General features: G+C 61.7%; 11 protein-coding genes. All 11 read left to right on the top strand.

Annotated features, from left to right (window positions below; all coding sequences use genetic code 11):
• Window positions 1–110 precede the first annotated feature (110 nt).
• The 11 genes from ACIPL0_RS29805 (at window position 111) to ACIPL0_RS29755 (ending at window position 12663) form a co-directional block, all read left to right on the top strand.
• The gene (locus ACIPL0_RS29805) at window positions 111–503 is read left to right on the top strand and encodes a tautomerase family protein (protein ID WP_400601056.1); all 393 of its coding nucleotides are present in this window, start codon (window positions 111–113) and stop codon (window positions 501–503) included.
• A 1494-nt stretch (window positions 504–1997) separates the two neighbouring features.
• A complete protein-coding gene (locus ACIPL0_RS29800; RefSeq protein WP_400601058.1) occupies window positions 1998–2711 on the top strand; it encodes a GntR family transcriptional regulator in 714 nt (237 codons plus the stop codon).
• Window positions 2708–3619, top strand: coding sequence for a dihydrodipicolinate synthase family protein (locus ACIPL0_RS29795; RefSeq protein ID WP_400601059.1), 912 nt, complete (start codon window positions 2708–2710; stop codon window positions 3617–3619). Before ACIPL0_RS29800 ends, ACIPL0_RS29795 begins: the two co-directional genes overlap by 4 nt.
• Window positions 3612–5129, top strand: a complete 1518-nt coding sequence (locus ACIPL0_RS29790; protein WP_400601061.1) for an aldehyde dehydrogenase — start codon at window positions 3612–3614, stop codon at window positions 5127–5129. Before ACIPL0_RS29795 ends, ACIPL0_RS29790 begins: the two co-directional genes overlap by 8 nt.
• Window positions 5126–6472 carry an NAD(P)/FAD-dependent oxidoreductase gene (locus tag ACIPL0_RS29785; RefSeq protein WP_400601062.1) on the top strand — a complete coding sequence of 449 codons (1347 nt, stop codon included), beginning with the start codon at window positions 5126–5128 and terminating at the stop codon, window positions 6470–6472. The genes ACIPL0_RS29790 and ACIPL0_RS29785 overlap by 4 nt, the downstream gene beginning before the upstream one ends.
• 79 nt (window positions 6473–6551) lie before the next feature.
• Window positions 6552–7397, top strand: a complete 846-nt coding sequence (locus tag ACIPL0_RS29780) for a glycine betaine ABC transporter substrate-binding protein (protein ID WP_400731755.1) — start codon at window positions 6552–6554, stop codon at window positions 7395–7397.
• A 210-nt stretch (window positions 7398–7607) separates the two neighbouring features.
• Complete coding sequence (locus tag ACIPL0_RS29775; RefSeq protein ID WP_400601065.1) at window positions 7608–8735, top strand: glycine betaine/L-proline ABC transporter ATP-binding protein; 1128 nt, start codon at window positions 7608–7610, stop codon at window positions 8733–8735.
• Window positions 8722–9570, top strand: coding sequence for an ABC transporter permease (locus ACIPL0_RS29770; protein WP_400601067.1), 849 nt, complete (start codon window positions 8722–8724; stop codon window positions 9568–9570). Before ACIPL0_RS29775 ends, ACIPL0_RS29770 begins: the two co-directional genes overlap by 14 nt.
• Entirely contained in the window at window positions 9567–10415 is an 849-nt protein-coding gene (locus ACIPL0_RS29765) for an ABC transporter permease (RefSeq protein WP_400601069.1), read from the top strand. Before ACIPL0_RS29770 ends, ACIPL0_RS29765 begins: the two co-directional genes overlap by 4 nt.
• 199 nt (window positions 10416–10614) lie before the next feature.
• Window positions 10615–11613, top strand: coding sequence for a 4-hydroxyproline epimerase (locus ACIPL0_RS29760; RefSeq protein ID WP_400601070.1), 999 nt, complete (start codon window positions 10615–10617; stop codon window positions 11611–11613).
• A gap of 66 nt (window positions 11614–11679) precedes the next feature.
• Entirely contained in the window at window positions 11680–12663 is a 984-nt protein-coding gene (locus tag ACIPL0_RS29755; RefSeq protein ID WP_400601214.1) for a GlxA family transcriptional regulator, read from the top strand.
• Window positions 12664–13062 lie beyond the last annotated feature (399 nt).

Below are 13062 nucleotides of genomic sequence, written 5' to 3'. Positions count from 1 at the left end.
CATTTATAATCGAAAAATTATGCGTTTGATGAATTCTACGCCCGCGCCTACTGTAGTCCCAAGCCCCGCCGGTCGTCGGCGGCCCTGTTGCAATCACAAGGAATACAGCCATGCCACTGGCCCGAATCGATGTCGCCGCAGAAACCAGCCCTGAAACCATTTCCGCCATTTCCGACGTGGTGTACGAGGCGATGCGCAGCACCGCCAACGTTCCCGAGCACGACCGTTACCAGATCATCAATCGCCATCGCAGCGATGAGCTGATCTATCCGGCGGCCGGTTATCTGGGCGTGACCTACACGCCGAACATCATTTTCATTCAGGTGACCTGGAACGCCGGTCGCAGTATTGAGGTGAAGAAAGCCTTCTACCGCGCCGTGGCCGAGGGTATCCACGACAGAACCGGTGTGCGCAAGGAGGATGTGTGGATCAATCTGATCGACGTCAAGCGTGAGGACTGGTCGTTCGGCAACGGTGAGATGCAGTACGCGCCGGTGGAGTAAGGTCCGCAGGAGCGCTACGCGGGCTTTTGTAGGAGCTGGCTTGTCCTGCGAGCGGCGACGCAGTCGTCGTAAAACCTGTGTCATTGGCTTGTCTGACACTCTGCTGAGTCTGCTAACGCAGCCCTGTTTCGCCTGGCGGCGAGTTACGCAGACCTGTAGGAGCGTGGCTTGCCCGCGATCGGCGACGAAGTCGTCGTAAATCCTGTGCACTCGGTTTGTCTGGCTGATTGCTGTAGCTGCTAACGCAGCTTGGTTTCGCCTGGCGGCGAGTTACTTGGAAAAGCCCCAAGTAACCAAGGGCTGTTATCCCCGCCATACGGTGCCTCGCTTTGGCTCGGCATACCCTCACTCCGGCGACGCTCCGTGGGCCCGCCGCGAATGGGCCATCCATGGCCCACGCGGCTCTCGCGGCATCCATGCCGCTCGACCCACTGCGCATCACCTGCGTTCGGCCTTCTGGAACGGGGCCCCAGATCAAAAGCAAGAGCCAAAGCCAAAGCCAAAGCGAGGACACCCCCGTAGCCGGCCTCTTTCGCCCGGCGGCAAGTTACGCGGACCCTGTAGGAGCTGGCTTGTCCTGCGAGCGGCGACGAAGTCGTCGTAAAATCTGTGCACTCGGTTTGTCTGAAGGATCGCATAGCCTGCTAACGCAGCCCCGTTTCGCCCGGCGGCGAGTTACGCGGACAACTGTAGGAGCTGGCTTGTCCTGCGACCGGCGACGCAGTCGTCGTAAAACCTGCGCACTCGGTGTGTCTGGAATGACGCCTTTAGCTGCTAACGCAGCTTGGTTTCGCCTGGCGGCGAGTTACTTGGAAAAGCCCCAAGTAACCAAGGGCTCTTTACCCCGCCATACGGTGCCTCGCTTTGGCTCGGCATACCCTCACTCCGGCAATGCTCCGTGGGCCCGCCGCGAATGGGCCATCCATGGCCCACGCGGCTCTCGCGACATCCTGTCGCTCGACCCACTCCACATCGCCTGCGTTCGGCCTTCTGGGACGGGGCCCCAACATCAAAATCAAAAGCTCGCCGAGGCGACCGACCGGTCGGCCTGGCTCTGGATGAACGCATACAGTCTTGCGGGCCACGGATACCTGTGGGAGCGGGCTCGCCCGCGAAGGCGTCCTCAAGATCGCAACCGCCGGCAAGCCGGACTGCTACGAACAGGTTCGTTGAGTTCTGCACCACCACCCCAATGTCGCAACCACCCGCCAAAACGTCGCAGTCAGCCAACCGGAAAACCGCGCTGGCGACCTGCCACGACGACGTGCCGTTCCAAAAACGACAGCTCACTTTCCCGCCTGCGACCACCCGTTTTCCGGGCCTTTCGGCTAAACCCCTGAATTCAATGGGAATCGGTTATGTGCTTATGTGTTTTTGTCGTATTCGGTGTGTATACATAGAAAATACAACCTATTGACCGACCCCAAAACGCGTGCGAGTCTGAATTCATCAAGCCGTCACACAAGACGGTTCTGACAACTTCCGGAGGTTGTTGTGAAGAACGGCAAGAGCACGCTTTATGAAGATTTGAAACGTCAGATCCTGACCATGGAGCTGGACCCTGACGAGGCGCTGGACGAGGTCGTTCTCAGCGAGCGTTACGGCTTGTCCCGCACGCCGGTTCGCGAAGTGTTCCGCCGTCTGGCCGGTGAAGGCTATCTGGATATCCGCGAAAACCGCGGCACCCGGGTCATTCCGATGAACCATTCGACCCTGCGCAATTTCTTTCTCGTCGCACCCATGGTCTACGCTGCCATCGGCCGCCTGGCCGTGCAGAACTTCAAGCAGCGCCAGTTGCTCGATCTGAAGGAAACCCAGTACCGCTTCCGCAAAGCCACCAACGAGCGCGACCCGTTGAGCATGGTGGTGGAGAACAACCGCTTCCACGCGATCATGGGTGAAATGGCCGGCAACCAGTACCTGGAGCCGAGCCTGGAGCGCCTGCTGATCGACCACGCCCGCATCGGTCACACCTTCTTCCGTCCGCACAACGAGCAGATGGAAGAACACCTCGAATTGTCCGCCGGCCACCACGACCTGTTCATCGAAGCCATCGAGCGCCGCGACGAAGGGGCTGTGGTCGATCTGGTGTTCGAGCACTGGGAGCTGTCCCGCGCCGACATGGAAATGTTCATCGCGCCACAGGGTCTGCAGACCGACGCCCGCCTGGACATTCCCGGTCACTCTTTCTCGGAGAAATCGTCGTGAAATTCGAAGGCATCTACACGCCGGCGGTGACCCCGCACAAGGCTGACGGCAGCATCGACTTCAGCGTGTTCGGTGAGGTGCTGGAGTCGCTGATCGAGGCGAAGGTCCACGGCATCATCATCGGCGGCTCGACCGGCGAATACTACGCGCAGACCGCTGAAGAACGCATCCAGCTGGCGCATTTCGCCAAGGAAGTGATTGGCTCGAAGGTGCAGCTGATCATCGGCACCGGCGCCATCCGCACCGAAGACGCCGTACTGTTTGCCGAAGACGCCAAGGCGATCAAGGCCGACGCGATTCTGGTGACCACGCCGCCGTACGCGCTGCCGACCGACCAGGAAAACGCCATTCACGCGCTGACCATCGACCGCGCCGCCAACCTGCCGATCATGCTTTACAACTACCCCGGCCGGATGTGCGTGCAGATGAACGAGGATTACCTCGCTCGCGTCGGCAAGTCGAAAAACGTCAAGGCGATCAAGGAAAGCTCCGGCGACATGGGTCGCGTGCACCTGCTGGCCCGCGAGTTTCCGCACATCGCGCTGTCCTGCGGCTGGGACGATCAGGCCCTGGAGTTCTTCGCCTGGGGCGCCCGCAGCTGGGTCTGCGCCGGTTCCAACTTCTTGCCCAGGGAACACGTCGCGCTCTATGAAGCCTGCGTGCTGGAAAAAGACTTCGATAAAGGCCGGCAGATCATGTCGGCGATGATGCCGCTGATGAATGCCCTCGACGGCGGCAAGTTCGTGCAGTGCATCAAGTTCGGCTGCGAGCTCAACGGCTTGAACGTCGGCGACGTGCGCGCACCGCTGCGTCCGCTCAACGGCGAAGACAAGCGCAGCCTGCAGACCGTGATCACCAACGTCAAACGTACCGTCGCCCACATCACTTCGGGAGCCCGCCATGCGTAATTTGCTGACTGCGGCGGAGTACGCCGCCATCGCCGAGTCGATGTCGTATCCGTCCAACGCCTTCATCAATGGCGCGTTCAAACCGGCGCTGTCCGGCAAGACCTTCGCCACTCATAACCCGGCGACCGGTGCGTTTTTGACCGACATCGCCGCCTGCGATGCGCAGGATGTCGATTACGCGGTGAGCAAGGCCAGAGAGGCTTTCGACGATGGCCGCTGGCGCTTGCTGGCGCCGGGTGAGCGCAAGGCCGTGTTGCTGAAATTCGCCAAGCTGCTGGAGCGCAATCACCACGAACTGGCGGTGCTGGAAAGTCTGGACAGTGGCAAGCCGGTCAGCGAATGCCAACTGGTCGACGTGCCGGACACCGTGCACACCCTGCGCTGGCACGCCGAGCTGATCGACAAGCTGTACGACCACACCGCGCCGGTCGGCAACAACGCGCTGACCATGGTCATCCGTGAGCCCATCGGTGTCGTCGGCTGTGTGCTGCCGTGGAATTTCCCGCTGCTGATGCTGGCCTGGAAGATCGGCCCGGCGCTGGCGGCCGGCTGTTCGGTGATCGTCAAACCGGCCGAGCAGACCTCCCTGACCACCCTGCGTGTGGCCGAGCTGGCCTTTGAAGCCGGCGTACCGGCCGGCGTGCTGAACATCGTCACCGGCACCGGCAAGGACGTCGGCGAGCCGATCGGTCTGCACAAAGACGTCGACATGGTCAGTTTCACCGGTTCCACCGCGACCGGCCGGCGCTTCCTGCATTACGCTGCCGATTCCAACCTCAAGCGCGTGGTGCTGGAATGCGGCGGCAAGAACCCGGCGGTGGTGATGGACGACGCCGAGGACCTGGATCTGGTCGCCGAACAGGTGGTCAACGGCGCGTTCTGGAACATGGGCGAAAACTGCTCGGCGACCTCGCGCCTGATCGTCCACGCCTCGGTCAAGGACGAACTGCTGCAACGCATGGGCGCCTACATCCGCGAGTGGAAAATGGGCGATCCGCTGGATCCGCAGAACCGCGTCGGTGCGCTGGTCAGCCCCGAGCACTTCGCCAAGGTCAAGTCGTACCTGGAGCACGCCACGGCGGGCAGACTGGACGTGGTCTACGGTGGCGACACCCAGGACGGTGTCTACGTGCAGCCGACCGTGATCGACGGTGTCGACCGTGACAGCCGGTTGTTCCAGGAAGAAATCTTCGGCCCGGTGCTGTCGGTGACCAGTTTCACCTCGATCTCCGAAGCTATCGCCCTGGCCAACGACACTGTTTACGGCCTGGCGGCCTCGGTCTACACCGGCAACCTGCGCAACGCGATCAAGCTGTCGCGGGAAATCCGCGCCGGCATCGTCACCGTCAACTGCTTCGGCGAAGGCGATGCGACCACGCCGTTTGGCGGCTTCAAGGAGTCCGGTTTCGGCGGGCGCGACAAGTCCATGTTCGCCCACGATCAATACACCGAAATCAAGACCGTCTGGATCGACGTGTCTGACCGGTCCGTGGACGAGACCGTAAAATGAGCACCCATACCATCAAGCGTTTGCCGGTAGACACCGGGGTTTCGGGGTGGGAGGCGATTTCCACGCGCTCGATGCCTGTGCATTTGCTTGATGGGCAGGTGACGGCGGACTGGCTGATCATCGGTGCGGGTTTTGCCGGTCTGTCGGCTGCACGGCGGCTGGCGCAACTGCACCCGGGGGCGAAGATTGTCGTGGTCGACGCCCACGAAGTGGCCAAGGGGCCGGCCGGGCGCAACTCCGGTTTCATGATCGACGTGCCCCACAGCCTGTCGTCCGGCGAATACTCGGTGGCCGGCGAATCGGCCACCGCGCTGGAGATCAAACAGAACCGCTTCGCCATCGGCTTTGCTGCCGACGCGGCGCGGGAATACGGAATGGCTGCCGAGACGTTCGACCCGTCGGGCAAGATCAACGCTGCAGCCACAGAGCGCGGCATGCGCCTCAACGGCAATTACGCGCAATCGCTGAAGGCCATCGACGAACGGTTCGAGCTGTTCGATGCCGCACAGATGCGCGACATCACCGGCACCACCTATTACCACGGCGGCCTGTACACGCCGGGCGCGGCGATGATTCAGCCGGCGCAGTACATCCGCGATCTCGCTCAGGGGTTGGCGGGTAGCATCACCCTGTTCGAACGCTCGCCCATCGTCGAACTGTCGCGGGTCGGCAACGACTGGCGGGCGCGCTCCCACAGCGGCAGCGTCACTGCGCCCAAGGTGATTCTCGCGGTCAACGGCCATATCGAAGACTTCGGGCACTTCCAGGGCCGTCTGCTGCACGTGTTCACCTACGCCTCGATGACGGCGGCGTACAGCCACGACGAGTTCGGGCGCGCGGTCACCGGCCAGCCGCGCTGGGCCTTGCTTCCGGCCGATCCGATGGGCGCCACGGTGCGCAAGATTACCCACGATGGCCTGGCGCGGATCGTCATCCGCACCCGTTTCACCTATGACCCGAGCATTCAGGTGACGCCACGACGGGTTGCCGAAGTGGCCGAAGAGCAACGCGCCTCCCTCGACGCGCGCTTTCCGGAGCTCAAGGGCACGCCGCTGGAATTCAGTTGGGCAGGGCGTCTGTGCCTGAGCCGCAACAGCGCGCCGGCCTTCGGTGAAATCGAAGAAAACCTGTATTCGGCCTGCTGTGAAAACGGGCTGGGTACGGTGAAAAGCACCCTGGCAGGGGTCATGGCCGCCGAACTGGCCAGCGGTGAACACTCGAAGTTTCTCGACGACTTCAGCCGCGCACCGGGCCCCAGCCGCTTACCGCCAAAAATACTGACAAAACTGGGCGTCAGTTCCGTCATTCGCTGGCAATCGCTGCGAGCGGGACGAGAGGGTTGATTCACCGTTTCAAACTGTCTGCTGTAGATCAATAAAGAAAGAAGCATTTCTGCTCTAACAACATAGATCGGGGAATACCATGAAAAAGATGTGGAAGACAGTCTGCGCCGTCGCCATGGCCAGCATGATGAGTTTTACCGTTCAAGCGGAAGAAAAAACCATCACCATGGGCACCATGAACTGGGAAGATCTGACGCCGATTACCGGTATTACCAAAAAGGTACTTGAAGACTCCGGTTATACCGTAAAAGTTGTCGAGTTCTCCGAGTGGGGTATTGCCTACGCCGCGTTGACCAAAGGCGACGTACAAGTACTGGCCTCGCAAACCGACTACGCCGCATCGGACTACTGGAACAAGAACAAGAACCGCCTGGAGAAGTTGTCGCCGGTGTCGTTCGGTCTGTACCAGGGTCTGGCCGTGCCCAACTATGTCGATATCGATTCCATCGACCAGCTCAACGCCAACGCCGACAAGCTCGGCGGCAAGATCATCGGCATCGAGCCGGGTTCGGGCCTGATGAGCGACGCGACCAACGTGGTCAAGGCCTACGACCTCAAGCTCAAGCTGGTCGAGGGCAGTACCACGGCGATGACCGCCGCGCTGAAGTCCGCGGTCGACCGCAAGGAGCCGGTCGTGGTGACTGTTTGGGACCCGTCGTGGATGACCAAGAAGTTTGATCTGAAGTTCTTGAAAGATCCAAAAGGTATTTTCCCGCCGCTGCAGGGTTACTACTGGATCGGTCATAAAGGCTTCACTCAGGAATACCCACGCGCCCGTGAATTGATGGCCAGCGTTTATGTGCCGATTGCGGACATCACCGCCATGAACGCTGAAGTCAAAGATGGCAAGACCATGGACGAAGCGGTAAAAGGCTGGACTGACAGTCATGCCGATTTGCTCAAGCGTTGGGAAAACATCAAGTGAAATAGTCTGCACTCACCCATGCGGCGTTGAAACGAAGCTCAAAATGCTCATTTACTAAAGTAAACTCCGCTTTTTCACTTCGTTTCGCCTTGCCTGGGCTTCGCGCAACTCTATTTCAGACAACAGGTTATAAAGCTTGTTTATTGCCACTGCCATAACCGTTTCGATTAATTAGAGAGATCAGGTAAAACTGATTCGACGGGTTACCAAATGACAACGCCCAAAATAGACAGTAACGAAGTCCTGGTGGATTGCCAGTCAGTCTGGAAAATCTTCGGCAAGAGTGCGCCTGCTGCGATGAATGCGGTCGTTCAGCAGGGACTGACCAAGACCCAGATACTGCAAGACTACAGTTGCGTGGTCGGGGTTTCGAACGTCAACCTGCAGGTTCGACGCGGTGAAATCTTCTGCATCATGGGCCTGTCCGGCAGTGGCAAATCCACCCTGATTCGCTTGCTCAACAAACTGATCACCCCCAGCGCCGGCAAGGTGCTGGTCAAGGGGCAGGACCTGTCCAGCCTCAGCGCCGCACAACTGCGTGAAGTGCGCGCCAAGCACATCGGCATGGTGTTCCAGAGTGTTGCGCTGTTGCCCAACCGTACGGTGCTGGAAAACACCGCCTTCGGCCTGGAAGTGCAGGGCGTCGGCAAGGCAGAACGTTATGAAGTGGCGCGGCGGGCGCTGGCCAAGGTCGGCCTGACCGACTGGGTCAATCGCTACCCGAGCGAGCTGTCCGGCGGCATGCAGCAACGGGTCGGTCTGGCCCGTGCCATCACCGCCGACCCGGAAGTGATTCTGATGGATGAGCCGTTCAGCGCGCTGGACCCGCTGATCCGTCGTCAGTTGCAGGATGAGTTCCGCCAGTTGACCAAGGACCTGGGCAAGTCGGCGGTGTTCATCACCCACGACCTGGACGAGGCGATCCGCATCGGTGACCGCATCGCGATCATGAAAGACGGCGTGATCATCCAGGTCGGCACCGCCGAAGACATCGTGCTCAACCCGGCCGACGATTATGTCGCCGAGTTCGTCGCCGGCATTTCGCGGCTGCATCTGGTCAAGGCCCACTCGGTGATGACCCCGGTCGAAGCGTACAAAGCCGCCAACCCCGGTTGCGACGTGAACAAGCTGAGCAAGGCACCGATCGAGGCCGATCTCGACACCCTGATCGGCCTGACCACGCGCTCCGAGCGCGATGCGTTGGCGGTGATCGACAACGGCGCCATTGTCGGCATCATCACCACCCGCGACCTGTTGCGCGGGGTGCAGGGTGTCGCCAACGAATTCGCCCCGGCGCAGGCCGAAAAGCTGACGGAGGCGTCCAATGAACACGCCTGACTTTTCCAGCCAGTTCGACGAGGTGGTCGATTCGGCGCTGGCCTGGCTGACCGACCATGGCGAGGCGCTGTTCGACGCCGCCAACAGCGTGCTGACCGGGGTCTACAAGGGCGTGCTGTGGTGCATCGGGTTGCCGCCGTTCTACGTCATCGCCGTGCTGATCGCGCTGATCGGCTGGCGCATGATCGGCGTGCGTTTCGCCATCCTCGCCGGTGTTGCGCTGTTGTTCTGTGACTTCATCGGCCTGTGGCCGGAGACGGTCAGCACGCTGGCGCTGGTGCTCACCGCGACTATCCTCGCGCTGATCGTGGCGATCCCGCTGGGCGTGGTCGCGGGGCTGGCGCCGTCGGTGGACCGCGTGGTCGATCCGTGTCTGGACCTGGTGCAGACGCTGCCGCCCTACATCTACCTGCTGCCGGCGATTGCCTTGCTCGGCTACGGCCCGGCCACGGCGCTGCTGGCGACCTTCATCGTTGCCGTGCCGCCAGCGCTGCGCCTGACCTCGCTGGGCATCCGCATGACCCCACGGGAGTTCATCGAGCTGGGCGAGGCCAGCGGCGTCACCGGCACGCAGATGTTCTTCAAGGTGCGTCTGCCGTTCGCCATGCCGAGCATCATGGCCGGGATCAACCAGAGCCTGATGATGGCCTTCGGCATGGTGGTGATCGCCGGGATCGTCGGTTCCGGTGGCCTGGGTGAATCGATCTACGGAGCGATCCGCACGCTGGACATCGCCAAGTCGATCAACGCGGCCATCGCCATCGTCATCCTCACCATGATTCTCGACCGTCTGGCGCAAAGCGCCGTCCATTCCCGTCGCGGAGAAAGCCAATGAGTGCCGCCGATCTGCGTTTTTCGCCGGGGGAAATCCTCGCCCCGGCGGTCGACTGGCTGAACGCCAACCTGCATGGCCTGTTCGTGCTGATCAGCACGGTCATCGAAGCGGTGCTGTCGCGGGTCGAGGCGCTGTTGCTGGCGCCGCATCCTTACCTGCTGATCGGCATCGTCGTGGTCGCCGCGATGTTCTTCGCCAACAAGCGCGTGGCGGTGTTCGCCGGCGTGATGCTGCTGTTCTGTCTGTTTTCCGGGCTGTGGACCGCGTCGATGCAGACCATCGCCCTGGTCACGGTGGCGGTACTGATTTCGGTTGCCATCGCCTTCCCGCTGGGCGTACTGGCGGCGCGGGTGAAACGGGTCGACGAAGCGTTCCAGCCGATCCTCAACATCATGCAGACCGTGCCGCCATGGGTGTACCTGATTCCGGCGGTGATGCTGTTCAGCCTCGGTCGCGTGCCGGCGATGATCGCCACCATCGTCTACGGCATCCCGCCGATGCTGCGCCTGACCACCCTGGCCTTCAAGCAATTGCCCAAGGACCTGTTGGAGCTGGGGCAGGCCTCCGGCGCCTCGCCTCGGGACATCCTGTTCAAAATCGAACTGCCCACCGCCGCGCCGACCCTGCTGGTCGGACTGAACCAGTGCATCCTGCTGTCGCTGGCGATGGTGGTACTGGCCGGGCTGGTGGGGGCAGGCGGTCTGGGGGCGGAAGTCACCCGTGGTTTGTCGCGCATGGAAATGGGCCTCGGTTTGCGTGCGGGGTTGGCCATCGTCGCCGTTGCACTGCTGCTGGACCGCTTGTCACGGGGCGCGCTGCAACGTCATTCACCGCGCCTGATCTAAACGCCCTGACACTCGGTGATGCTGCGTTGAAAACAGCCTCGGAATGCTCATTTACAGCCCGTAAACTCCGCTTCCTCGGCTGTTTTATTCGCTGGCGCTCTCCCTGCGGGCCAGCCTTCGGCTGTTACTCGCAGAGCTCGTTGCGCCTTGCCTCACCTTCGCGTCAAAACGTTTCGAAAAGAGCTTTAAGGATGAATCCATGAAACGCAGTTTTTTCTGTATCGACTCCCACGCGTGCGGCAACCCGGTGCGGGTGGTCGCGGGGGGCGGGCCGCTGTTGCCGTCGGTGTCCATGGCCGAGCGCCGCGAGATCTTCGTGCGTGATCACGATTGGGTGCGCAAGGCGCTGATGTTCGAGCCGCGCGGCCACGACATCATGTCCGGCGTGATCATCTACCCGTCGTCCCGCGACGATTGTGACTTCGGCGCGCTGTTCATCGAAGTCAGCGGCTGCCTGCCGATGTGCGGCGCCGGCACCATCGGCCTGTCCACGGTGGTGATCGAGGAGGGCCTGGTGACACCGAAAACCCCCGGCACCCTGGCTATCGAAACTCCGGCCGGGCGGGTCGATGTCGACTATGACCTGCGCGGCGATGTCGTCGAGTCGGTGCGCCTGTTCAACGTCCCCAGCTATTTGCACAGCGCCGACGTCGAAGTGCAGGTGCCCGGTGTCGGCAGCCTGACCGTCGATATCTCCTATGGCGGCAATTTCTACGCGGTGGTCGAGCCCCAGGCCAACTGGACCGGCCTGGAAGGCATGAGCGCTGCCGACATCGTCGGCCTGAGCCAGAAACTGCGCTCGGCGCTGGCACCGATCTGCGACCCGCAGCATCCGGAAAACCCGAGGATTCGCGGCGTTCATCACGTGATCTGGTGTGACCGCCCGCAGGACGACACGGCGGACGGGCGCTGCGCGGTGTTCTACGGCGACAAGGCCATCGACCGTTCCCCCGGCGGCACCGGCACCTCGGCACGCATGGCGCAACTGTATGGCAAGGGCCGGCTCAAGGTCGGCGACCGCTACCGCCACCAGAGCCTGATCGGCACTATTTTTCAGGGGAAGGTTGAGTCTGCGCTAAAAGTCGGTACCTTCGACGGCATCAAACCCAGCATCGGTGGCTGGGCCCGGATTACCGGGCACAACACGATCTTTGTCGACGACAGGGATCCGCTCGCCCACGGCTTTCAACTGGCGTAGCGCGTGTTTGGACATAACAACGAGAAAGAGGCAGAACGGGTGGAGCGGCGTCAATTCAGCGGGGGCATGAAGGGCAAGAACCTTCGTTATGTACAGGAAGATCGCAGCGCATCCGCGCAGCAGGGGCGCACCGGCTTTCTGCTGCTGGAACACTTCTCCCTGCCGGCCTTCACCCAGGTGCTGGACACCATCGTCACCGCCAACCTGCTGCGCCCGGCGCTGTTCACCTCGCGCACGTTCGGCTTGCAGGAAGGCGAGGTGATCAGCGACCTGGGCCTGGTGATCCGCCCTGACGCCCGGATCGATCTGGCGGCGGTCGAGCAACTGGACCTGCTGGTGATCTGCGGCGGCTACCGCACCGAGCTCAAGGCCAGCGAATCGCTGATCGGTCTGTTGCAGGCAGCAGCCGAACGCGGCGTGCAACTGGCCGGATTATGGAACGGCGCCTGGTTTCTCGGCATGGCCGGCCTGCTCGACGGCTACCGCTGCGCCATCCACCCGGAACACCGGCCGGCATTGGCCGAGGTGTCCAAAGTCACCCATGTCACCAGCGAAGCCTTCGTCGTCGACCGCGACCGCCTGACCGCATCGAGCCCGGCGGGGGCGTTTCACATGGCGCTGGAGTGGATCAAGGGCCTGCACGACAAGGCGCTGATCGAAGGCATCGAAGACATCCTGTCGTTCGAGGAGTCGCGCTACCGACGGATCAAGCCGTCGCGGCACATCTCGGTGAGCGCGCCGCTGCGCGAAGTCATCAAACTGATGGACGCCAACCTCGAAGAACCGCTGGAGATGGAACAACTGGCGGTCTATGCAGGCCGTTCGCGGCGCCAGGTCGAACGCCTGTTCCGCGAACAACTCGGCACCACCCCGCAACGCTACTACCTGGAACTGCGCATCACCGAAGCCCGCCGTCTGCTGCAACACACCGAAATGTCCCAGGTGGAAGTGCTGGTCGCCTGCGGCTTCGTCTCGCCGAGCCATTTCAGCAAATGCTACAGCTCGTACTTCGGTTATCGACCGTCAAAGGAAAAGCGCCTGGTGAGGTGAATGGCGTTGAAACCATGCCGAATCTGCTGGACGCCACAGACAATTGTGGGAGCGAATTCATTCGCGAAGCCGTGTTCCTGACGATGGATGCGTGTCGGCTGGACGGACATCGCGAATGAATTCGCTCCCACAGTGGGTCTTTGTTTTTTCAGCTCCGTAGCAGTCCGGCTTGCCGGCGGTGGCGATATTGCGGGCACCCCACAAGACCGTAACCAGCCCAAATCACTGTGGGAGGGAGCTCTGCTCGCGATAGCGGTGGCTCAGTCAGCACAGCATTGTCAGGACTGACGCCATCGCGAGCAGAGCTTGTGTCTTTAGCTGAGGTAATGTCAGAGGTGAGAGGGGTGGATGGCAGCTGATGAGCAGCGGTGCCTTTTGAGCACGTGAGGGAGCCAAGCT

This window comes from Pseudomonas sp. NPDC090208 (genome assembly GCF_044746785.1).
Classification (GTDB): domain Bacteria; phylum Pseudomonadota; class Gammaproteobacteria; order Pseudomonadales; family Pseudomonadaceae; genus Aquipseudomonas.
Note: the sequence above shows the minus strand (reverse complement) of the source record. Positions and strands in the feature narration are given on the sequence as shown.